The organism is Actinopolyspora sp. BKK2 (assembly GCF_011291845.1).
GTDB lineage: Bacteria > Actinomycetota > Actinomycetes > Mycobacteriales > Pseudonocardiaceae > Actinopolyspora > Actinopolyspora saharensis.
In genome coordinates, this window is sequence record NZ_JAANTE010000001.1 from 1 (window position 1) to 22139 (window position 22139).

The window sequence follows — 22139 nt, forward strand, 5'->3', positions numbered from 1 at the left end:
TGTGGGATAAGGCCCCCAGCAGATGACTGGGTTGATAGGCCCGACATGCACGCACAGCAATGTGTTCAGTGGACGGGTACTAACCGGCCGAACGACGAACCCCCCACACACCCACGCACACCCCCACAAAGGGGGGGCACGGGTCAGCACACAACGATGCCCGCCACCACACCCACCACCACCACACCGTTCCACAACTGGACACGGTCCAACCCCACCAACACATGCGGGTGTAATTCCCCCACTGTGTTTGGGTCGGTGGCTACAGCGGAGGGGACACGCCCGGTGCCCATCCCGAACCCGGAAGCTAAGCCCTCCAGCGCCTAAGGTACTGCACCCCCACGGGTGTGGGAGACTCGGACACCGCCGACCCAACCCCCCAAACTGTGCCCACCCCCCGACGCGAGGGGTGGGCACAAACGTGTGCCACGTCCACACGCCCACAACGTAGTGCGCCACCAGACCACAGTGAACTGGGAAACGATCGGCACTACCGGCGGCAACACTGCTGCTCGTATGCGGTTAAGCTGGTGTTGTTATTCGTATTGTTCTTCGGGGAGGTCCGGTGTCCGGTTCTGACGACAGGCGTGGTGCTCGGAGTCGTGGAAACGACACCGGTAGCGGACGTGAACAGGGTAAGCGTTCGAATCACGTGAGCAAACCCGAACGTGGCGACTCCCGTGCGCCGAAGGGGAGTCGCACGACTCAACAGAGCGGTCGGTCCCAGGGACGGGACGACAAGCGGGGGGATCGTTCGCGCGCGGAACCGAGACGTGATGACCGACGTCGCACCGAGCAGCGGGGCGACCGGCGACAGGATCGCGGCCCCGAGAGGGGACGGAACGGAAAAGCGGGGCACTCCCGCAACGATGGAAGACGTTCCGCGGGAGGTGGAAAACCTCCGCACGGCACCGGGAAGTCCGCTGCGGGTGGTGGGCGCGACGACGCCTCCAAGGGTGACTTCCGCAAGGGGCCTGCACGTGGACGAGGATCCGGCAAGAACGCCGCGCCCAACGCCGCAGCAGAGGGGCGAGCAAAGGCGCCGAAACTTCCGGAGGGAGCGGACGCGGCACATCTGGATCCGGAGGTGCGCCGGGACTTCCGCTCGCTGCCGAAGATGGTCGCGGAGGACGTCGGCGCCCACGTGGTGGCAGCGGGCATGTTGCTGGACTCGGATCCGGAACAGGCCCTGGAGCACGCTCGCTACGCGCGCAAGAAGGCGTCGCGAACACCGGCGGCCCGGGAGGCGAACGGGATAGCGGCCTACCACGTCGGAAACTGGAGCGAGGCGCTTTCCGAGCTTCGTGCGGCCCGCCGCATGGGCGGCCAGTCACACGTCGCCATCATCGCCGACTGCGAGCGTGCCCTGGGCAGACCGCAACGTGCTCTGGACTTGCTCCGTTCCGAGGACGTTTCGGAGTTGTCCAAGGACGAGCAGATCGAGTTGCGAATCGTGGGCGCGGGGGCCCGTCGTGATCTGGGCCAACTGGAGGCCGCCGTGGTCGCCCTCCAGATTCCCGAACTGGACCCGCAGCGCAAGGAGTCGTGGAGCGTACGGCTGTTCTACGCCTACGCCGACAACCTGGTCGCGGCGGGGCGCAACGAGGAGGCCTTCACCTGGTTCGTTCACGCGGCCAACGCCGACGACGAGGAGACCACCGATGCCCCGGAGAGGTTGGACGAGCTCGTCCCGGTGCTCGGTGGGCCGGAAGAAGCCGAAAAGCTGGTGGAGCAGGCCGACGCGGACGTCGCGACCGATACCGAGGGCTCGAACAGGGACGAGGACGGCCAGGCGGACACTTCACGTGACGTCGACCTCGGTGTTTGGGACTGACCGAACCGGTCGAGTCGTCTCCGAGGCCCGGAGAGGGAACGAGTATGTCGCAAGCACTCGATGAGGGCCACGACGCGCTGCTGCTCGATCTGGACGGTACGTTGTACCGGGGTGGTACCGCGATCCCCGGCGCGGAGGCCGCGGTCTCGCGAGTGCGCGCGAACGGGGGAACCCTCCGGTACGTCACCAACAACGCGTCCAAGCCACCGGAGGCTGTGGTCGAGAAGTTGAACTCACTCTCGATCCCGGCCACGCTCACCGAGGTGAGCACGAGTGCTCAAGCCGGGGCAGCGCTGCTCGCCGAGCGGATCGAACAGGGTGCTTCCGTACTGGTGCTCGGAACCGCCGCGCTGGCGGACGAACTCGCCGCGGTCGGGTTGCGCCCCGTCCGTGAGGCGGAAACGGGCCCGAGCGCGGTCCTGCAGGGGCACTCCGAGAGCACGAGCTGGGCCGACCTCGCCGAGGCCTGCCTCGCCATCCGCGCCGGAGCCGACTGGGTCGCCTGCAATCGGGACGCCACCCTGCCTACCGAACGGGGCCAGCTGCCCGGCAACGGCGCCCTGGTGCACGCGCTGGAGATGGCGACCGGACGGACTCCGGAGGTCGCGGGGAAACCGGAGCGCCCCCTGGTGGACAGGGCCGCGGATTCCGCTGGGGCGATCAATCCCCTGTTCGTGGGAGACCGGCTGGAAACCGACATCGCGGGTGCTCGACGTGCCGGTATGGCGTCGTTGTTGGTGTTCACCGGGGTGAGCGGGCCGCGGGAGCTGCTCGCCGCCCCCGAGGGGCAACGCCCCGAGCACGTGGCCGCCGATCTGACGGCGCTGTCCGCGCCGGCGGAGGAGTCGGTGGTCGCGGAGCAGTCGGCCTGGAACGTCGAAGTGGATGCGACCGGGCTGACCCTCACGACTGTCGGGGAGTTCGCGGCTGAGCCCGAAGCTCTCGGGGGAGGTGCGCTGTCGGCCCTGCGCGCGTTGTGCGCGGCCTGGTGGCGCGTCAGCAGTGGCGATGATGTCCGGGTGCGCGCCGGGGACGACGTGGCCAAGTCCGTCCTGCACGGGTTGGGAATGCAGGACTAGAAGCACGGCGTTGGTGCTGCGGCGTTCGCAGGCTTTCGCGCACGGTGGAGCAGTCCCGCGCGCCCCGTTCTCCGCGGCCGCGGGCCGCTGCGTCCCGACTTCGCTCGTGCCACGGTGCTCTTGTAGTCCGATAGCGTGGTAGTGACGTTCACGAAGCTCGAGCTCTTTTCGGCTGTGGCGTTCGACTGCTGTGATTGGTGTCACTTATCTTGGTGTGAATGAGGCGGGAAGGTAATGGCTTCTACGGGGCAGCCTGCGGGTGGAGAGCTCGGCCCGGCCGAATCCGCTGACGGGGTCACCAAGCGGGTCCAGGAGGCCGAAGAGGCCGTTCGGCGCTGTGTGGACGCCTTGGAAGGCTTGGACGACGTTCCGGTCTCCGAACACGTCGCGCGGTTCGACGCGGTGCACGAGGCTTTGACGCATGCGCTGAACCAGGCCGACGAGCTGTTGTCCGGATCTAGTGGTAGCGGGAGTTGAGGCGGTGCCTCGTAAAGCACGGTTGGACTCGGAACTGGTGCGGCGGAAACTCGCTCGCTCACGCGAGCACGCCGCCGAGTTGATTTCCGCGGGGCGCGTCACGGTACGCGGTTTCATCGCGCACAAACCCGCGACCTCGGTGGAGGAGAACGCCTCGATCGTGGTCGCGGAGGACGTCGAGGACCCGAAGTGGGCTTCCCGAGGGGCCTACAAGCTGTTGGGCGCTCTGGAGTCCTTCGAGAACGAGGGCCTCGAGGTCAAGGGACGCCGTTGCCTGGACGCGGGCTCCTCCACGGGCGGTTTCACCGATGTGCTGCTGCGCAGGGACGTCCGCGAGGTTGTCGCCGTCGACGTCGGTTACGGGCAGTTGGAGTGGAAGCTGCGTACCGACGAGCGGGTGGTGGTGCGCGAGCGGAGAAACGTGCGGAACCTGAGTCTCGCCGACATCGGGGAACCGGTCGACCTGGTGGTGGCGGATCTTTCCTTCATCTCGCTGCGCCTGGTCCTGCCCGCCATGAGCGAGTGCGTGCACAGTGAGTCCGATCTGGTGCTCATGGTCAAACCGCAGTTCGAGGTGGGCAAGGAACGTCTCGGGTCCGGTGGGGTGGTACGTGATCCCGCCCTGCGCGCCGAGGCCGTCGTGGGGGTGATCGGTGCGGCGGGCGAGCACGGACTGCGTCCGCGGGCGGTGGTTCCCAGCCCGTTGCCCGGGCCTTCCGGGAACGTGGAGTACTTCGTGTGGTTGAACCGGCGACCGACGGAGTCCCGCCCTGACGTGACCACCATGGTTACCGAGGCCGTGACCGCTTCCTCCGGGGACTCGGAGGACGGAGTGCAGGCCTCCGCGAAGGACCGCGAAGAGGGTGACGGCCTGTGAACCGCGACGTGCTTCTCGTGCTCCACACGGGCAGGCAGTACAACCTCGGCACGGCCGAGAAGGTGGCCGGCAGGCTGATCGGTGCCGGTATGCGGGTCAGAGTGCTCGCCGAGGAGGCACCGCAGCTGAGCCCGACCTGTTACAGCAGGGTCGTCGCTCCGGGACCGCTGGCCGCCGAGGGCACCGAGCTGGTGCTGGTCCTGGGGGGAGACGGCACGCTGCTGCGTGCTTCCGAGCTCGCCAGGATGGCTGGTGTGCCGGTTTTCGGGGTGAACCTGGGCAGGGTCGGCTTTCTGGCCGGGGCCGACTTCGACGCGCTGGATGAGGCCGTCGATGCGGTGGTCGAGGGGCGCTACCACGTCGACGAGCGGATGACCATCGACGTCACCGCGCGGCTCGGCAACCAGGTTCTCGCCACGACCTGGGCACTCAACGAGGCCAGCGTCGAGAAGAGCAGCAGGGAGCGCATCCTCGACGTCGTCGTGGAAGTGGACGGCCACCCGGTTTCGACGTTCGGCTGTGACGGGGTCCTGTGCTCGACGCCCACGGGATCGACGGCCTACGCCTTCTCCGCCGGAGGACCGGTGGTCTGGCCGGAGGTGGAGGCCCTGCTCGTCGTCCCGAGCAACGCGCACGCCCTGTTCGCCCGCCCGCTGGTGCTGGCACGCGATTCGGTGCTGGCCCTGGAAGTCGATCACAACGGTCACGACGCCGTGCTGTGCTGTGACGGCCAACGGCACTTCGACCTCCCGGCCGGGGCACGTGTCGAGGTGCTCGCCTCGGAGAAGCCGCTGCGTCTGGTGCGCTTGCACGACACCTCGTTCACGGACCGGTTGGTGCGCAAGTTCGAGCTGCCGGTGCACGGGTGGCGCGGTCCTGTTTCCGAGTAGGAGGGCGCGGCGGGGGCGCACGGCGAGTGCGCGGACCGAGCGGGTTCGCTGACCTCGAGGAGCTTGATCCGGGCGATGGGCCCCCCACGCTTCGACGCTTCCAGCTAGGGTGCGTGCTGTGTTGGCGGAGATGCACATCCAAGGGCTGGGCGTGATAGACGGCGCCACCCTCGAACTGCACCCGGGCTTGACCGTGGTGACGGGTGAGACCGGAGCGGGCAAGACGATGGTCGTCACCGGGCTCCACCTGCTGAGCGGGGGGCGTGCGGACAGCTCCCGGGTGCGAAACGGTGCTTCGCGGGCGGTCGTCGAGGGGCGTTTCGCGGTGGAGCTCGACTCCGGAGCCGCCGGAGTCGCCGGCGATGCGGGAGCCGAACCCGATGACGACGGCAGTTTGATCGCGGTGCGCAGTGTCAACGCGCAGGGCAGGTCGCGGGCGCACCTCGGGGGGCGTTCGGTGCCGAACTCGGTGCTGTCCGAACTCGCTGATCAGGTGCTGGCCGTGCACGGTCAGAACGATCAGCTTCGGCTGTTGCGTACTGGTGAGCAGCGTTCCGCCCTGGACAGGTTCGCCGGAGCCGCCGTCGAGAAGCCCCTGGCGGAGTACCGCAGGGTCCGTTCCGAGTGGATCGAGGTGGTCCGGGAACTCGCAGATCGCAGGCAGCGCTCCCGCGAGCTGGAGCGCGAGGCCGACCTCCTGAGGCACGGCCTCTCCGAGATCGAGACGTTGGCCCCGCAGCCGGGGGAGGACGCGGAGCTGACCGAGCGGGCGCGTCGGCTCTCCGACATCGACCAGCTGCGCGAGGTGGCCACTGGCGCTCTGTCCTCGGTGAGCGGTGCCACTGAGGAGGACCCGGACTCGACCGGGGCGGTCACGCTGGTCGGGCAGGCGCGGCGACTGCTCGGTTCGGCGGAGGACCCGCGGCTTCGCGAGTTGGAGGGCAGGCTCGCGGAGGCCGCTGCGGTGCTGAGCGATGTGGGTGCGGACCTGAGCGGCTATCTGGAGGACCTCCAGGCTGATCCGGCCGAGCTCGAACGGGTCCTGGCCCGCCAGGCGGAGCTCAAGCAGTTGACGAGGAAGTACGCCGAGAACGTCGACGGTGTGCTCGAGTGGGCCGAACAGGCCCGCGAGCGCCTCCGGGGGATGGACACCTCCGAGGAGGCCCTGGCCGAACTGGCCGCGCAGCGGGACCGACTGGCCGAGCAGCTCGTCGAGCACGCGCGCACGCTCACCGAGGCCCGTGTCGAAGCGGCCAAACGCCTGGCCAAGGCGGTCACCGACGAGTTGGCCGGGCTCGCCATGGCCCAGGCCGAGTTCGACGTGTCGGTGACCCCGAACAGGGCGGGCGGTTCGGACTCCGAGGCGATCACCTTGGACGGGGAGTCGGTGCACGCAGGCCCTGACGGCGTCGACGACGTGGAGATGTTGCTGCGCTCGCATCCGGGCGGTCCCGCGCTTCCCCTGCACAAGGGGGCTTCGGGGGGTGAACTCTCCCGGGTGATGCTGGGGCTGGAGGTCGTCCTCGCGGACGCCGACACCGTGCCCACGCTCGTTTTCGACGAGGTCGACGCGGGGGTCGGTGGTCGGGCTGCGGTGGAGATCGGTCGCAGGCTCGCGCGGCTCTCCCGCAGCCACCAGGTGGTGGTGGTGACGCACCTGCCTCAGGTGGCCGCTTACGCCGATCGTCACCTCGTGGTGGACAAGGCCGCGGGGACGAGCGGTTTCACGCACAGCGATGTACGCGTCGTGGCCGACGAACAGCGGGTTTCCGAGCTGGCCCGGATGTTGGCCGGACTCGACTCCACCGAGACCGGACGCGCCCACGCCGAGGAGCTGCTCGCGGTGGCGGATAGGTACAAGGCGGAGCACGCGGGCGAGGCCCCCCGGCAGGAGTGACCGGACCGCCCCGGACCGTCCCGTCCGGTGGAGCGGTTCTCGTGCAACCACGTGCGACCGTCCCCCGCCCGGAGGCCCTCCGGGCGGGGGACGGTCGTTTTTCGTCACCGCGGTTTCCGCGAGTGCACGGGAGCCGCGGGAGGTGCTCGGCGTGGCGCAACAGCGCTACGTGGCTGTTTTGTCACCATCGGTATATGCGACTCAGTGGCCTGCTCGGAAGTCAGCAGGAGACATTGCCGGGAATAACCGGGACCGCTCGTCTGCAGCGACGCGACGGTGCGCTTCCGCAACGTATCGCTGCCAGGGACATCGTTTTCCTCGATCGGGTCGATCTCGATCGTCGTACCGCGGAGACGCTGGTCGCCCACGAGGTCTCCGCGGTGATCAATGCCTCCTCCTCCATCTCGGGAAAGTATCCGAACCTCGGGCCGGAGGTGTTGCTGGCCGCTGGGGTCAAACTGATCGACGACGTGGGGCCCGAAGCCCTTCGCGGGCTCAGGGACGGTGCCACTGTGCGGCTGCACAGCGGTGGGGTCTTCCTGCGCGGGAAGCGCGGCGAGGAGCTGCTCGTGCACGGTTCGGAGCAGGACGCCGAGACCGTCGCCGCCCGCATGAGCGAAGCCAAGTCCGCGATGTCGGCGCGGGTGGCGGAGTTCTCGACCAACACCGCCGAGTTCCTGCGCAGGGAGCGCATGCTCGTGCTGGACGGCATCGGGGTGCCCGAGGTCCGGGTCGAGATGTTGGGGCGTCACGTGCTCGTGCTGGCTCCGGGTGAGGGGCACGCGGTCGAGCTCGGGCGGCTGCGCCGGTACGTGCGCGAGCACTGCCCGGTGCTGATCGGCGTCTCGGAGGGGGCGGACACGCTGCGCGCCCACGGCCTGACGCCCGATGTGATCGTGGGTGATCCCACACTGCTGACCGAGCGGACGCTCGGGGAAGCGGGCGAGGTGGTCATTCCAGCGGGACCCGACGGACACGCGCCCGGGACGGCCCGCGTTCAGGAGCTCGGGATCGGAGCGGTGACCTTTCCCGCGGGCGGGAATCCGGAGGACCTGGCCCTGTTGCTGGCTGACGTGCACGGAGCGGCGCTCGTGGTGATCGCGGGATCCAGGGCGAGCCTGGAGGAGTTTCTCGACCGTGAGCGGAGTCTGAGCAATCCTTCCACGTTCCTGACCCGCATGCGCCTGGCCGGAAAAGTCGTGGACGGCTCGGCGGCGATGGAGTTCGAGCGCAGTCGCCTGTCGAACATCGTGTTTCTCGTGCTGGCGTTCGGCGTGTTGCTGATGGGGCTCCTCGCGCTGGCCGCGTCCGGGGTCGGCGCTCCCTACCTCACCGTCCTCGGGGGGTTCGCGGAGGCGGTTCTCGAGTTCTGCACGGGGATGATCACCTAGCTCGCTGCTTGTGGTGTGCCGGGCGGCGTGCGCACGTGACAGCCGCCCGGCTGGACCCGGCGCGATTGGGGGAGGGAGCGTCGCACCGGGCCGGCTCGGTTGTACTTCGTCCCGGACGAGCATGCACGACAACTGCGCGTAGCGGCATAATTCGGAAGGCTGATTTTCTGGTTACCCAGCGTGTGCGCAGCGTGGAACCGGGCGTGCGACGAGTCCGGTGGGGTCAACTGCGCTCCGCCGAACCAGTGAGATATGCTGAAGTCCCGTGGGAGCGGCGGTGTCAGCGTTCCTGCCAGCACAAACACCTGCACGGTGACGGCATCGACCACGGGGAGCTTTTCTTGGTGCCGCAAGCACGGACGATCAAGCATGTATTCGTAACAGGAGGAGTTTCCTCCTCACTCGGCAAAGGGCTCACGGCTTCCAGCCTGGGCGAATTGCTCACCTCCCGCGGACTGCGGGTGACCATGCAAAAGCTCGACCCGTATCTCAACGTTGATCCGGGAACGATGAATCCGTTCCAGCACGGCGAGGTATTCGTCACGGACGACGGGGCCGAGACAGATCTCGACATCGGGCACTACGAGCGTTTCCTCGATCGGGCTCTGACGCGCAACGCCAACATCACCACCGGTCAGGTGTATTCCACCGTGATCGCGAAGGAACGGCGTGGCGAGTATCTCGGGGACACCGTTCAGGTCATCCCGCACATCACGGACCAGATCAAGGCTCGGGTTCGCGCGATGGCCGAGCCCGACGAGAACGGCCAGACGCCGGACGTCGTGATCACCGAGATCGGCGGAACGATCGGCGACATCGAGTCCCTTCCGTTCCTGGAGGCGTGCCGGCAGCTTCGGCACGACGTCGGTCGTGACCACTGCTTTTTCCTGCACGTTTCCCTGGTTCCCTACCTCGCCCCCTCCGGCGAGCTCAAGACGAAACCGACCCAGCACTCGGTCAAGGAGTTGCGCAACATCGGGATCGCCCCGGACGCGCTGGTGTGCCGGGCCGACCGCGAGCTGTCCTCCGAGCTCAAGAACAAGATCGCCCTGATGTGCGATGTCGACTCCGACGGGGTCGTGGCGTGCCCCGACGCCTCGTCGATCTACGACATCCCCCGGGTGCTGCACGGTGAGGGGCTGGACGCCTACCTGGTCCGCAGGCTCGGACTGCCCTTCCGGGACGTGGACTGGTCGGTCTGGAGCGATCTGCTCGAGCGCGTGCACAGTCCGACCGAGACGGTGCGGATAGCCCTGGTCGGCAAGTACGTGGATCTGCCGGACGCCTACCTCTCGGTCACGGAGGCGCTGCGGGCGGGGGGATTCGCCCACCGCGCCAAGGTGGAGATCAACTGGGTGCCCTCGGACGACTGCGAGGGCGAAGCGGCCGCGGCCCGCGCCCTGTCCGGAATGGACGGAGTGTTGATCCCCGGCGGGTTCGGGGTGCGTGGAATCGAGGGCAAGCTCGGCGCGATCGAGTACGCCAGGACGAACAGCATTCCCGTGCTGGGGCTGTGCCTGGGCCTGCAGTGCATGGTCATCGAGGCCGCGCGTGATCTGGCCGAACTGCCCAATGCCAACTCCACGGAGTTCGCGAGTTCCTGTCGGCATCCGGTGATCAGCACGATGGCCGATCAGCACGACGTGGTCAGCGGCGAGCGCGACATGGGCGGAACCATGCGGCTGGGAACCTATCCGGCGGTGCTGCAGGAGGGCTCGATCGTGGCCGAGGCCTACGACAGCCTCCGGGTGTCCGAACGGCACCGGCACCGCTACGAGGTGAACAACTCCTACAGGCAGCGTTTGAGCGACGCGGGGATCGTGTTCTCCGGAACATCGCCGGACGAACGTCTCGTCGAGTTCCTCGAGCTGCCGCGGGAGCAGCACCCGTTCTTCGTCGGAACCCAGGCCCATCCGGAGCTGACCAGCAGGCCGACCCGTCCACACCCGCTGTTCAGCTCGTTCGTGCGTGCCGCGTTGGACTACCGGGCCGCCGAGAGGCTGCCGGTCGAACTTCCCGAGTCCGCTCAGACGACGGCCGGCGCCTGAGCGGATCCGCTCCTCGAGGCTTTCCGCCCGGCCCGCACGAGGTGGCACTCGGCGGAGTTCCCGGTCGTTCCGTGATCGGGGCCCCGACATCGGGTAGCGTCGTGCTGCACGACGTCGGGGCCGCCCGTGCGGGAGCGCACGCCGGGGCCGCGGCGGGGCGAGTTGCTCGTGCGGGGTCTTCGGCGGCTGCCCGCGCCGAGAACCACACCGGTCGTCCGCACGCACGACAGGAAAGCACCAGTCAGGAGCGAGATGTCCGCGAACTCCGGGCCCGCGGAAGGGCCGATCAGCCGTACCAACGGTCGGCACCCGTTCACGACGCTGTCCACCTCCGACGTCTACGTCGGCAATATCCTGGCGTTGCGCAGTGACGAGGTCGCGATGCCCGGCGGAGGGCGCTCCCGCAGGGAGGTCGTCGAGCACCCCGGGGCCGTCGCGGTGGTCGCGCTGGACGAGTGGGACAGAGTGGTTCTCGTCCACCAGTACCGCTACCCGCTGGGGCGCAGGCTGTGGGAGCTGCCTGCCGGGCTGCTCGACGTGCGCGGGGAGTCCCCCCGGAACACCGCGCAGCGCGAGCTGGCCGAGGAGGTCGGTCTCGCCGCGCGGGACTGGTCGGTGTTGGTGGACGTGGCTGCTTCGCCCGGATTCACCGACCAGGCCGAACGGGTCTACCTGGCCCGTGGGCTGAGCGAGGTCGCTCGTCCGGAACCGGTCGCCGACGAGGAGGCCGATCTCGTCGTGGACAGAGTGCCGCTCGACCGGGCGGTCGAATCGGTCTTCGCGGGGGAGATCGTCAACGCTCCGGCCGTTTCGGGCCTGCTGGCGGCCAGGGCCGTGCGGGACGGGCACGTTCGCCCCAGATCCGGTGACGCGGAGTGGACGGACCGGCCGACCCGCTTCGCCGCCAGATCCGCGGACTGACCGGTGTGCTCCGTGCTCCCGCCGCGGGTCGGTCGTTCGCAGCGATTACCGGGGGACCCGCTCTGTCCCGTGAGTCCCCCGCTTCGGGAGCGGTTCCGCTGAGCGGGCGGGATCGTCCTCCCGGGAGCAACGTGGGACGCCCCGCGGTGGTGCCCGAGCAGATCGGGTGGTGTGCCGGTGTTGCCCGAGCCGGGAAATGACGAACCGGTCGGGTGGCTCGCCCGGAAAGGCCCGGTGAGGGCGCCAAGGACGCAGTCCCGTCAGAACGCGCGCCCCGGGCGCGGCCGGTCCCCGCAGCAGGAGCGTCCCGATGGTGGATCTCGACGAACTTCCGGAAGAGTTGCGCCGGGTGTTCGGTGCCTATCTGAATCATCTCGTGGTGGAACGCGGCACCGCTTCGAGTACCTTGGAGGCGTACACGCGCGATCTGCGTCGGTACGGGGGGTATCTGGTCGAATCCGGTGTCGGGACGTTGCGGGAGATCTCCCCCGAACTGGTGGGCGAGTTCCTCGCCACGCTGCGCACCGGGGAGCACGGCGGAGTCGCGTTGGCCCCGGCCTCGGCGGCGCGCACGATCGTGGCGGTTCGCGGGCTGCACAGGTTCGCCTTCGTGGAGGGACACGTCCAGCACGATCCGGCGAGCGAGGTCACTCCGCCCGCTCTGCCGCGCAGACTGCCCAAGGCGCTGTCCCTGGACGAGGTGCTGCGCCTGTTGGACAGCGGAACGATCGGCGGCCCCCGCGGGCTGCGGGATCGCGCTCTGCTGGAGTTGCTGTACTCCAGCGGGGCCCGCATATCCGAGGTGGTGGGGCTCGACGTGGACGATGTGGACACGCACGAGCGCACGGTGCTGCTCGACGGAAAGGGGGGTGGTCAACGTCGAGTCCCCGTAGGACGTCCCGCGTTGGAGGCGGTGGAGGCCTACCTCGTCCGGGCGCGGCCGAGTCTGGCGACGGGGAAAGCGCAGGCTGCTGCGCTGTTCCTCAACGTCAGGGGAGGTAGACTGTCCAGGCAGAGTGCCTGGAGCGTCCTGAAAGCGGCCGCCACCAGGGCGGGGTTGACGAGCTCGGTCTCGCCGCACACCTTGCGGCACTCCTTCGCCACTCACCTGTTGGAGGGAGGGGCGGATGTCCGGGTCGTGCAGGAGCTTCTCGGGCACGCGTCCGTCGCGACGACTCAGGTGTACACAATGGTCACCATGAACACGCTGCGCGAGGTGTACGCCACGACGCATCCTCGCGCCCACGACTGAGTCCGAAAGTATCCGGTGGCCCGTCGCTGACGGGTCGCGCGGCGACGTGAAGCTTTTCGCCGTGGCAACGGCGAGGCGCGTTGCCGCCGTGTGCGCGTGCCGCCTAGGCTGCGCACCGAAGAGGTTTCTCGAACGCCGTCGCACAACTAAGGAGTCACCACCGCCATGTCGACGCCGCAGCCCTCCGCCGGTGGGCGGTACCGGGGCGCGGTCGACCTGAGCATCACCCCGGACGCTTCGGAGCTGGCCAACGGGGAGGTCCCCGACAGCGATCCGATCGGTGGAAACGTCGGCCCCACCGGGAGGCCACGTCGGCACATTCCCGAGCCTTCTCCTCTGGAGACGCACGGCCCAGCCACTGTACTGGCGATGTGCAACCAGAAGGGCGGTGTCGGCAAGACCACCTCCACCATCAATCTGGGGGCCGCGCTCGCCGAGTACGGGCGCAAGGTGCTGCTGGTCGATTTCGATCCGCAAGGTGCACTGTCGGTCGGCCTCGGGGTGCAACCGCACCAGCTGGAGCAAACCATCTACAACGTCCTCATGGAGCGTTCGACGGGTCTGCGGGAAGTGATCAGATCGACCAGCGTGGCAGGTATGGACCTGCTGCCGAGCAACATCGATCTGTCGGCGGCGGAGGTTCAGCTCGTCGCCGAGGTCGGCAGGGAGCAATCTCTGGAAAGGGGGTTGCGTCCCGTGCTCGCGGAGTACGATTTCGTGTTGATCGACTGCCAGCCCTCGCTCGGGCTGCTCACGGTCAACGCCCTGGCCGCGGCCCACGGCGTGATGATCCCGCTGGAATGTGAGTTCTTCAGTCTGCGCGGTGTCGCGTTACTCATCGACACGATCGAGAAGGTGCGGGAGAGACTGAATCCGGATCTGGAGATCAGCGGGATTCTGGCGACCATGTTCGATCCGCGTACACTTCACTCGCGTGAAGTGATGTCCCGGGTGGTCGAGGCCTTCGGCGATATCGTGTTCGACAGCGTGATCAACCGCACGGTGCGCTTCCCGGAAACCACCGTCGCGGGGGAGCCGATCACCCGTTGGGCGCCGCGATCCTCCGGTTCGAAGGCGTACCGCTCGCTGGCCCGCGAAGTCATCGCCCGGTGAGCGGTTCCGGGCCGCGGGCTCGAATCCCTCCGGCCGCGTCGGCGGCCGGTGCGGTGCTTCCGGCTCGGGAAGTGCTGCGAGCACCCCACTGCGCGTGCGGTGCCGCCGCGGCCCCTTCCGCGCGGCGCTCGTGCGGGGCGGTCCCGACGTCGGTGGGCCGCTTCCCGGGCGGGCGCGCGGGGAACCGGCGGGAGGGATCGCCGACCGGGACGGAAAGGGCTTTGTGGTCTGGTAATGAGGAGATGTGAGCGAGGCACGAATCGCTGAGGGCGAGACGTCGCAGGAGCTTCCGGAGCTGGCGGAGGCGCAGGAGTCGCCCGGCGGGCGCTTCACGGTGCGGCTCGAGAATTTCGAGGGGCCCTTCGACCTGCTGCTGCAGCTCATCTCGCAGCACCAGCTCGATGTCACCGAGGTGGCGCTGCACCGCGTGACCGATGACTTCATCGCCTACACCAAGGAGCTGGGGCAGCGTTCCGACCTCGACGAGACGAGCGAGTTCCTCGTGGTCGCGGCCACCCTGCTCGATCTCAAGGCGGCTCGACTGGTTCCGGCTGCCGAGGTCGAGGACGAGGAGGACCTGGCACTGCTGGAGGCGCGGGATCTCCTGTTCGCCCGGCTGCTGCAGTACCGGGCCTACAAGCGGGTGGCCGAGTTGTTCAGACAGCTGGAGGCAGGCGCGCTGCGCAGGTATCCGCGCGCGGTTTCGCTGGAGCAGCGCTATCTCGACCTGATGCCGGAAGTGGTGCTCGGCGTCGACGCGGACGGACTGGCCGAGGTGGCCGCGGCGGTGTTCCGCCCCGCCCCTCCTCCGGAGGTCTCGCTCGAGCACCTGCACCAGCACCAGGTGTCGGTGCGCGAACACGCCGCCGTGCTGCGCGTGATGCTCGCGGAGCGGGGCAGCGCGAGCTTCACCGAGGTGGTCCGGGACTGCACGGCCACCATCGAGGTGATCGCGCGGTTTTTGGCCCTGCTCGAGTTGTTCCGGGAAACCGTTGTGATGTTCGAACAGTCCGCTCCGCTGGACGAGCTGCTGGTGCGCTGGGTGGGGGGCAGCGCGGAGGAGGCCCGCTCGGTTGCGGCGGAGGAGCGGGAGAGCGCAGAGGAAGAGGATTACGGGTGAACGAAGGGGAGCGGACCGGTGAGTCCGGCGTTCCGGAGGAGGACGCGTCCCGCGGCGGTGCGCAGGGCGGTTCCGCGAGCGCCACCGGGGGGAGCGAGTGGCCCGACCTGAGCTCCGAGCGGGCCCTCAGAGCGGCTTTGGAGGCGCTGCTGCTGGTCGTGGACGTGCCGGCCGGGGAAGAGCTGCTGGCCGAGAGCGTGGACCAGCCCGTGGAACGGGTGCGGGAGGCGCTGCACGGGCTCGCAGAGAGCTACGCGGCCGCGGGCAGCGGGATCGACCTGCGCAAGGTCGGCGAGGGGTGGAGGTTCTACACCCGCGACGTCTACGCGCCCGTGGTGGAGCGCTACCTGCTCGACGGGCAGCGTGCCAAGCTCACCAAGGCGGCGCTGGAAACCCTCGCGGTGATCGCCTACCGGCAACCGGTGACTCGCTCGAAGGTGGCTGCCGTGCGCGGTGTTAACGTGGACGGGGTAATACGTACTCTGTTGGCGCGTGGACTCATCCACGAGGCCGGTACGGATCCCGAATCAGGCGGCACCGCTTACTGTACGACGGAGTTGTTCCTCGAACGGCTCGGTCTGTCCTCGTTGCGGGATCTGCCGCCGTTGGCCCCGTTGTTGCCCGAAGTGGATGCGATCGATGATGTCTCAGAAACGTGATTCGACAGGCTCGAACACCGATACCCGGGAGAGGGAAGAAGCCGGTGTCCGGCTGCAGAAAGTGCTGTCGCAGGCCGGGGTCGCTTCCCGGCGCGCGGCCGAGGAAATGATCAACGAGGGGCGCGTGGAGGTCGACGGTGTTCCCGTGACCACCCTCGGAACCCGGGTGGACCCCTCCAGCTCGGTGATCCACGTGGACGGCACGAGGATCGTGGTCGACCAGGAGGCCACGCACCTGCTGCTGAACAAACCCGCGGGGATCCTGTCGACGATGTCCGACGAGCAGGACCGCCCCTGCATCGGTGACTACCTGCCCAAGCGGAACGGGCGGCTGTTCCACATCGGCCGTCTGGACTTCAACACCGAGGGGTTGCTGCTGATCAGCAACGACGGGGAGCTGGCCAATCGGCTCATGCACCCCTCCTACCGGGTGCCCAAGACCTACCTCGCCGAGCTGCAGGGACCGATTCCCAAGGACCTGGGGCGCACGGTCAAGGAGGGCATCGAGCTCGAGGACGGGCTGGCTCGGGTCGACTCCTTCAAGATGATCGACCGCAACGACAGCGGAACGCGCACCATGGTGCAGGTCGTGCTGCACGAGGGGCGCAAGCGCATCGTGCGCCGCTTGTTCAAGGAAGCGGGCTACCCGGTGCAGCGGCTGGTGCGCACGGGCATCGGTTCGGTGCGCCTGACCAACGAGCGCCCGGGGGCGATTCGTCCGCTGGACAACAAGGAGCTCGGATCGCTGTACCGCGCCGTGGGGCTGTGACCGCCGTGGGGCTGTGACCTCGGGCGCGTTCGCGCGCTCGTGCAGTCCGGAGGGGGTCACGTCCGCGCGTCGGCGCGCGAGTCGACCACCCGTTGCGCCACCGGCTCCACGAGCCGGGCGGCCACGGGGCCGATGACCGCCATCAGCAGTACGTAGGTGGTGGACAGCGCTGCCAGCTGACCGGTGACCGCCCCGGATCCCACCGCGAGTCCGGCGATGACGATGGAGAACTCGCCCCGGGCTATGAGAGCCGCCCCGGCCCTGGCGCGCCCCATCCGCCGAATGCCCTGCTTGCGCGCGGCCAGCCAGCCGGTGACGAACTTCGTGGTCGTGGTCAGCACCACCAGCAGCAGCGCGAAGGGCAGTACGGGCGGGATGGCCGAGGGGTCGGTGTTGAGTCCGAACACCACGAAGAACACCGCGGCGAACAGGTCGCGCAGCGGAGTCAGCATTCTGGTGGCGTTGGTCGCCGTGGACCCCGAGATCGCGATGCCGAGCAGGAAGGCCCCCACCGCCGCCGAGACCTGCAACTGGGAGGCGACTCCCGCCACGAGCAGTGCCGCTCCCAGCAGGCGCAGCAGGAACACCTCGGGGTCCGGACTGTCCACCAGCGCCGACACGTAGCGCCCGTAGCGCAGCGCCAGGACCAGCACCAGGCTGACCGCAAGCAGAGACACGCCGACCGTGCCGAGGCCTCCGACGAGACCGACACCGGCCAGCAGAGCGGTCAGTATCGGCAGGTAAACGGCCATGGCCAGGTCCTCGAACACGAGGATCGACAGCACCACCGGGGTTTCCCTGTTGCCGAGCCTGCCGAGGTCGCCGAGGACCTTGGCGATGATCCCGGAGGAGGAGATGTAGGTGACCCCGGCGAGCACGATGGCCGCCGTCGGCCCCCAGCCGAGCATGACGGCGACCAGGGCTCCCGGGATCGCGTTGAGCGCCACGTCGATCAAACCCGCCGACCAGGAGCGCCGCAGCCCGGTGACCAGCTCGCCTGCCGAGTACTCCAGGCCGAGCAGCAGCAGGAGCAGCACGACACCGATCTCCGAGGCGAGCTCGGTGAACGGCTCGATCCCCGTCAGCGGGATCACCCCGCCCTGACCGAAGGCCAATCCGCCGATCAGGTAGAGCGGAACGGGGGAAACACCGATTCGCCAGGCGAGCCGGCCGAGTATTCCCAGCCCGAAGAAGACGGCTCCCAGCTCGATCAGCGCGCTCGCCGTGTGTTGCACCTGCTTCCTCTCGCCGACCGGCCCGCGCCGGATCCGCTCAGCCGTTCTCCAGGATCTCGTTGGCCGCGCGGAGCCCCTCGGCGGTGCCGACCACGACCACGAGGTCGTCTCCGGCGAACACGAAATCCGGGCGGGGGGAGGGGTGCACCGAGCCGTCCCGGATGACGGCGACGATCGAGACCGAGGTCCTGCTGCGCATCTCGGTCTCGCCCAGGCTCCGCCCGTCGTAGGGGGAACCGCTCACGAGGGGCAACTGCCAGGTGGTGACCCCGGTGACCTCGCGCTGCTGCTCGGTCAGCTTGCCCACCAGCTGCGGCGCTCCGAGGAGGTTGGCGAGGGTGCTGGTCTCCTCCCCGGTCAGGTCGGTCGCGGCGCAGATCTTGTCCGGATCCTGCGGATCCGACACGATCAGTTCCATTCGACCGTCCCGATACGTGATCACCCCGATTCTGCGTCCCGAACCGGTGGTGAATTCCTGCTGCGTGCCCAGCCCCGGCAGCGGGGTCACGGTGACGTCCACGCCCTCGATCCTAGGATCTTGCCGCCGGGACGGGCACCCCCACCGGTCGGAATTGCGCGGATCGTGCTCGGCCCCGGCGCCACCGCGGAGGAGTTCGTGGGGACGCGATTGAGTGGTCCCGTTCGCGGACAGGCAGAATGAGGGGTCGGTCGGTTAGTCCGACCGAGCGATGCGATCCGGCACGGTAGAGGAGGTCGTCCGAGGTGTCCCAGCCCGAGCTCAACGGAATCGTGGCGGTTGACGGGCCGTCGGGGACGGGGAAATCCACGACCGCTCGCAGGCTCGCCGGCTCGCTGAGGGCTGCTTATCTGGACACCGGGGCGATGTACCGTGCCGTGACCTCGGCCGTGCTGCGTACCGGGGTTTCCCCCGAGGATCCGGAGGAAGTGGCCCGCGTCGTGCGGGATTCCCGCGTGGTGATGCGCATGGACCCGGAGCTTCCCGGGGTGCTGCTCGACGGCGACGACGTCGGCGATGAGATCAGGGGTGAGGCGGTGACCGGGGCCGTTTCCGCCGTCTCGGCGGTGTCCGAGGTGCGCGAGATGCTGGTGGCCGAGCAGCGCAGGTTGATCACCGCGGTCACCGGGTCCGGTGGCGGGGTCGTCGTCGAGGGGCGCGATGTCGGGACGGTGGTGGTGCCGGAGGCCGGGCTGAAGGTGTACCTCACCGCTTCCTCGGACGCCAGGGCGCAGCGCAGGTCGACGCAGGACGCCGCCGCGGGGCGCGCCTCCGATCCGCAGCGGGTGCACGCCGACGTGCGCCGCAGGGACGCGCTCGACTCGAACAGGCAGGTCGCGCCGTTGCGGATGGCCGAGGACGCCGTCCTGGTGGACACCACTGAGCTGGACGTCGAACAGGTGCTGGGGCGGTTGCACGAGCTCGTCGAGGAGCGGGGGCTGCTGGTGGCGTCGGAACGGACGGGCAAATGAGCTCGGCGGGGAGTCGTTGGCGACGCGGTCGGTCCGAACCGGGTATGCTGCCCGCGGGGAGTTCCGCCGGGTTGCGCCGATTCGGTCGCGCGATGGGCGGGGCCGTACTGCGGTCGGTCTACCGGATCCGCGTTCGGCACGCCGAGCGGTTTCCGGAGAGTGGCCCCGTGGTGCTCGTCGCCAACCACAGCTCTCTCGTGGACGGCCCCGTGCTGTTCGGTGTACTGCCGCGCGGTGCCGCGTTTCTGGTCAAGCACGAGCTGTTCCACGGCGTTCTCGGGTGGGTGCTGCGTAAACTGGGTCAGATACCGGTTCGGAGGGGAGCTCCCGACCGCGGTGCGCTCTCGGTCGCGACTCGGGTGCTGCGTTCCGGCGGCGTGCTCGGAGTGTTTCCCGAGGGGACTCGCGAGGGCGGAATGGCCGACGCACGGCACGGAGCGGCCTGGCTGGCACGTTCCACCGGGGCACGGCTCGTTCCGGTCGCCTGCAGGGGAACGGCTCCGGTGTCGGGGCGGCGTCGTTTCCGCCCCGAGGTGGACGTCCTGGTCGGCGAACCCGTCGATCCGCCCGAAGTTCGCGGCAGGGCCGGGCTGGCCGCGGCGACCGAACGAATACGCACCGAGCTGGCCGGACTGCTCGCGGAGCTGGACGGGCCCGGGTCCGGTTTCGACACCGAGACGACTACGTGAGAGGTAACGAGGCGTGAGCGAAGAGCCGCTTGCCGACGCCAGTGACGGCGCCGGCCTCGACGGCACCTGGTCCGACGAAGCGGACTGGGCCGATTACGACGATGTGGACGAGCAACACGAGGACGAGGAGTCGACGGCGGGGCAACCCGTGCTCGCGGTCGTGGGCAGGCCCAACGTCGGCAAGTCGACCCTGGTGAACCGGTTGCTGGGGCGTCGCCAGGCAGTGGTCAAGGACACCCCCGGCGTCACGCGGGACAGGGTGAGCTACGACGCCGTGTGGAACGGGCGCAGCTTCACGATCGTCGACACCGGTGGCTGGGACCCGGACGCCGAGGGCGTCTACGCGAGTGTGACCTCCCAGGCGGAGATGGCCATGTCCGCGGCCGACGCGATTCTGCTCGTGGTCGACGCGAACGTGGGGTCCAGCGCCACCGACGAGGCCGCGGCCAAGGTGCTGCGCCGTTCCAAGCGTCCGGTGCTGGTCGTGGCCAACAAGGTCGACGACCAGCGCGCGGAGGCCGAGGTCGCGGAGCTGTGGTCGCTGGGACTGGGGCAGCCTTATCCGGTCAGCGCGCTGCACGGGCGCGGATCGGGGGACCTGCTGGACGAGGTGCTGCGCGCGTTCCCCGAGACCCCGCGCGAGCGGTTCGGCGGAGGCGGTGGTCCGCGCCGGGTGGCCCTGGTCGGAAAGCCCAACGTGGGCAAGTCCAGCATGCTCAACAAGCTGGTCGGCGAGCAGCGCGCCGTCGTCGACGAGACCTCGGGAACCACGGTGGATCCCGTCGATTCGCTGGTGGAGCTGGACGGCGAGGTGTGGCGTTTCGTGGACACCGCCGGACTGCGCAGGCGGGTCAAGACGGCGGACGGGACGGAGTACTACGCCTCCCTGCGCACCAAGGCGGCCATCGAGGCCGCTGAGGTGGTCATCGTGCTCATCGACGGGTCGAACCCGTTGACCGAGCAGGACCTGCGCATCATCAGCATGGTCATCGAGTCGGGCAGGGCACTGGTGATCGCCTACAACAAGTGGGACCTGGTCGACGAGGACCGCAGGAGGAGCCTGGAGAAGGAGATCGACCGCGATCTCGTGCAGGTTCGCTGGGCCGAGCGGGTCAACGTCTCGGCCGAGACCGGTCGGGCCATCGGCAAGCTGGCCCCTTCGCTGCGCCGGGCCCTGGAGTCGTGGGATCAGCGCATCTCCACGGGCAGGATCAACTCCTGGATCTCGGACATCGTGGCGGCGCAGCCGCCTCCGGTCCGGGGCGGCAAGCAGTCCAAGATCATGTTCGCGACCCAGGCGCACACGCGTCCGCCCACCCTCGTGCTGTTCAGCTCGGGATTCATCGAGGCGGGGTACCGCAGGTTCCTGGAGCGCAGATTCCGGGAATCCTTCGGGTTCGAGGGATCGCCGGTGCGCGTGGTCGTCCGGGTCAAGGAGAGCAAGAGCATGCGGAAGTAGCGGCGGTGCCTGCTCGACCACCGTGTTCGGCCGGGAGGTGCACGCCCGGCACCGGCCGTTTCCGAGCTCGACGGAAGGTGTGCAGTGATGCGTTGTCTGCGGCTGCCCGGCGGGGAGGATCTGCCCGTGCTGGGCCAGGGAACCTGGGGCATGGGGGAGCGCGCCTCCGAGCGCGACGCGGAGGTGAACGCGCTTCGGCACGGCCTCGACCTGGGGATCCGGTTGGTGGACACCGCCGAGATGTACGGCTCGGGCGGTGCCGAGCAGGTGGTCGGTACGGCGTTGTCCGGGCGCAGGGACGAGGCGTTCGTGGTGTCGAAGGTGTTCCCGCACAACGCCGACCGCGCCGGTGCGGTGGCCGCCTGCGAGCGCAGTCTGCGGCGGTTGGGCACCGACCGGCTGGATCTGTACCTGCTGCACTGGCGTGGCTCCGTGCCGCTGGAGGAGACCATGGAGGCCTTCGAGGAGCTGCGCCGGAGCGGCAAGATCCGTTACTTCGGGGTCAGCAACTTCGATCCGGCGGACATGGACGAGCTGTTCGCCACCTCGGCGGGGACAGGAGTGCAGACCGACCAGGTGCTGTACAACCTGACTCGGCGCGGTCCCGAGCTCGACCTGTTGCCGTGGTCCCGCGATCGGGGACTTCCCGTCATGGCTTACTCCCCGATCGAGCAGGGCCGCGTGCTCGACGACCCGGTGCTGGGCCGGCTGGCCGCACGACGAGGGGCCACTCCCGCCCAGGTGGCCCTGGCGTGGGTGCTGAGCCGGGACGGTGTGTGCGCGATTCCCAAGGCAGCCACGATCGAGCACGTCGAGCGGAATCGCTCGGCCCTGGACATGGTGCTCTCCGCGGAGGAGCTGACCGAGCTGGACGAACGTTTCCCCGCCCCGGAGGGGCCGCAACCGCTGGAGATCCTCTGAGGCCCCGCAGCGGGGTTTCGCGTGAGTAGCTCCGGGTGCGGGCGGAGCCTCCACCCCGC

20 protein-coding genes and 1 rRNA gene are annotated in these 22139 nt (G+C 68.9%); 19 read left to right on the forward strand and 2 right to left on the reverse strand.

Annotation, left to right across the window (positions count from 1 at the left end; all coding sequences use genetic code 11):
• Positions 1–254: 254 nt before the first annotated feature.
• The 15 genes from rrf to G9Q41_RS00080 all read left to right on the forward strand — a co-directional run bounded on the left by rrf (position 255) and on the right by G9Q41_RS00080 (position 16327).
• Positions 255–372: ribosomal RNA gene (rrf, locus tag G9Q41_RS00010) — 5S ribosomal RNA — on the forward strand.
• Positions 373–1087: 715 nt separating this feature from the next.
• Positions 1088–1834 carry a hypothetical protein gene (locus tag G9Q41_RS21655; protein ID WP_242686989.1) on the forward strand — a complete coding sequence of 249 codons (747 nt, stop codon included), beginning with the start codon at positions 1088–1090 and terminating at the stop codon, positions 1832–1834.
• A 44-nt stretch (positions 1835–1878) separates the two neighbouring features.
• Positions 1879–2913: an HAD-IIA family hydrolase gene (locus G9Q41_RS00020; RefSeq protein ID WP_165631673.1), complete on the forward strand. Its 1035-nt coding sequence runs from the start codon at positions 1879–1881 to the stop codon at positions 2911–2913.
• A 234-nt stretch (positions 2914–3147) separates the two neighbouring features.
• Positions 3148–3390, forward strand: a complete 243-nt coding sequence (locus G9Q41_RS00025; RefSeq protein ID WP_092521776.1) for a hypothetical protein — start codon at positions 3148–3150, stop codon at positions 3388–3390.
• Positions 3391–3394: 4 nt separating this feature from the next.
• Entirely contained in the window at positions 3395–4267 is an 873-nt protein-coding gene (locus G9Q41_RS00030; protein WP_245695647.1) for a TlyA family RNA methyltransferase, read from the forward strand.
• Positions 4264–5157 carry an NAD kinase gene (locus G9Q41_RS00035; protein ID WP_092521774.1) on the forward strand — a complete coding sequence of 298 codons (894 nt, stop codon included), beginning with the start codon at positions 4264–4266 and terminating at the stop codon, positions 5155–5157. Before G9Q41_RS00030 ends, G9Q41_RS00035 begins: the two co-directional genes overlap by 4 nt.
• Positions 5158–5275: 118 nt before the next feature.
• Positions 5276–7054, forward strand: a complete 1779-nt coding sequence (gene recN, locus G9Q41_RS00040; RefSeq protein ID WP_165631672.1) for a DNA repair protein RecN — start codon at positions 5276–5278, stop codon at positions 7052–7054.
• A gap of 194 nt (positions 7055–7248) precedes the next feature.
• Positions 7249–8445 (forward strand): putative cytokinetic ring protein SteA, encoded by a 1197-nt coding sequence (gene steA, locus G9Q41_RS00045; protein ID WP_165631671.1) that lies wholly within the window; start codon positions 7249–7251, stop codon positions 8443–8445.
• Positions 8446–8786: 341 nt separating this feature from the next.
• Positions 8787–10493 carry a CTP synthase gene (locus G9Q41_RS00050; protein ID WP_092521771.1) on the forward strand — a complete coding sequence of 569 codons (1707 nt, stop codon included), beginning with the start codon at positions 8787–8789 and terminating at the stop codon, positions 10491–10493.
• Positions 10494–10745: 252 nt separating this feature from the next.
• A complete protein-coding gene (locus tag G9Q41_RS00055; protein WP_092521770.1) occupies positions 10746–11414 on the forward strand; it encodes an NUDIX hydrolase in 669 nt (222 codons plus the stop codon).
• Between the two features lie 310 nt (positions 11415–11724).
• Positions 11725–12666, forward strand: a complete 942-nt coding sequence (gene xerD / locus G9Q41_RS00060; protein WP_165631670.1) for a site-specific tyrosine recombinase XerD — start codon at positions 11725–11727, stop codon at positions 12664–12666.
• 165 nt (positions 12667–12831) lie between these two features.
• Positions 12832–13779 carry a ParA family protein gene (locus G9Q41_RS00065; protein ID WP_092521768.1) on the forward strand — a complete coding sequence of 316 codons (948 nt, stop codon included), beginning with the start codon at positions 12832–12834 and terminating at the stop codon, positions 13777–13779.
• A 295-nt stretch (positions 13780–14074) separates the two neighbouring features.
• Complete coding sequence (locus G9Q41_RS00070) at positions 14075–14899, forward strand: segregation/condensation protein A (RefSeq protein ID WP_092522786.1); 825 nt, start codon at positions 14075–14077, stop codon at positions 14897–14899.
• Positions 14896–15558 (forward strand): SMC-Scp complex subunit ScpB, encoded by a 663-nt coding sequence (scpB, locus tag G9Q41_RS00075; protein WP_165631669.1) that lies wholly within the window; start codon positions 14896–14898, stop codon positions 15556–15558. The genes G9Q41_RS00070 and scpB overlap by 4 nt, the downstream gene beginning before the upstream one ends.
• Positions 15542–16327: a pseudouridine synthase gene (locus tag G9Q41_RS00080; RefSeq protein WP_092521766.1), complete on the forward strand. Its 786-nt coding sequence runs from the start codon at positions 15542–15544 to the stop codon at positions 16325–16327. Before scpB ends, G9Q41_RS00080 begins: the two co-directional genes overlap by 17 nt.
• Before the next feature lie 56 nt (positions 16328–16383).
• Here G9Q41_RS00080 and G9Q41_RS00085 read toward each other — a convergent pair whose 3' ends face one another.
• Positions 16384–17562 (reverse strand): cation:proton antiporter, encoded by a 1179-nt coding sequence (locus G9Q41_RS00085; RefSeq protein WP_165631668.1) that lies wholly within the window; start codon positions 17560–17562, stop codon positions 16384–16386.
• 37 nt (positions 17563–17599) lie between these two features.
• Complete coding sequence (locus tag G9Q41_RS00090) at positions 17600–18082, reverse strand: cation:proton antiporter regulatory subunit (protein WP_165631667.1); 483 nt, start codon at positions 18080–18082, stop codon at positions 17600–17602.
• Between the two features lie 203 nt (positions 18083–18285).
• Between G9Q41_RS00090 and cmk the strand changes: the two genes are divergently transcribed.
• From cmk to G9Q41_RS00110, 4 genes are all read left to right on the forward strand, one after another.
• Positions 18286–19011, forward strand: coding sequence for a (d)CMP kinase (gene cmk / locus G9Q41_RS00095; protein ID WP_165631666.1), 726 nt, complete (start codon positions 18286–18288; stop codon positions 19009–19011).
• Between the two features lie 92 nt (positions 19012–19103).
• A complete protein-coding gene (locus G9Q41_RS00100) occupies positions 19104–19700 on the forward strand; it encodes a lysophospholipid acyltransferase family protein (RefSeq protein ID WP_242686990.1) in 597 nt (198 codons plus the stop codon).
• Between the two features lie 13 nt (positions 19701–19713).
• On the forward strand, positions 19714–21159 hold the full coding sequence (der, locus tag G9Q41_RS00105) for a ribosome biogenesis GTPase Der (RefSeq protein WP_092521761.1): 1446 nt from the start codon (positions 19714–19716) through the stop codon (positions 21157–21159).
• A gap of 87 nt (positions 21160–21246) precedes the next feature.
• Positions 21247–22080 carry an aldo/keto reductase gene (locus G9Q41_RS00110; RefSeq protein WP_165631664.1) on the forward strand — a complete coding sequence of 278 codons (834 nt, stop codon included), beginning with the start codon at positions 21247–21249 and terminating at the stop codon, positions 22078–22080.
• Positions 22081–22139 lie beyond the last annotated feature (59 nt).

Bases quoted from the DNA above. Each gene is read 5' to 3' on its own strand.
- G9Q41_RS00065 (WP_092521768.1), top strand. From the start codon at position 12,832: ATGTCGACGCCGCAGCCCTCCGCCGGTGGGCGGTACCGGGGCGCGGTC.
- xerD (WP_165631670.1), top strand. From the start codon at position 11,725: ATGGTGGATCTCGACGAACTTCCGGAAGAGTTGCGCCGGGTGTTCGGT.
- G9Q41_RS00080 (WP_092521766.1), top strand. From the start codon at position 15,542: ATGTCTCAGAAACGTGATTCGACAGGCTCGAACACCGATACCCGGGAG.
- G9Q41_RS00110 (WP_165631664.1), top strand. From the start codon at position 21,247: ATGCGTTGTCTGCGGCTGCCCGGCGGGGAGGATCTGCCCGTGCTGGGC.
- steA (WP_165631671.1), top strand. From the start codon at position 7,249: ATGCGACTCAGTGGCCTGCTCGGAAGTCAGCAGGAGACATTGCCGGGA.
- G9Q41_RS00055 (WP_092521770.1), top strand. From the start codon at position 10,746: ATGTCCGCGAACTCCGGGCCCGCGGAAGGGCCGATCAGCCGTACCAAC.
- G9Q41_RS00100 (WP_242686990.1), top strand. From the start codon at position 19,104: ATGGGCGGGGCCGTACTGCGGTCGGTCTACCGGATCCGCGTTCGGCAC.
- G9Q41_RS00025 (WP_092521776.1), top strand. From the start codon at position 3,148: ATGGCTTCTACGGGGCAGCCTGCGGGTGGAGAGCTCGGCCCGGCCGAA.
- G9Q41_RS00020 (WP_165631673.1), top strand. From the start codon at position 1,879: ATGTCGCAAGCACTCGATGAGGGCCACGACGCGCTGCTGCTCGATCTG.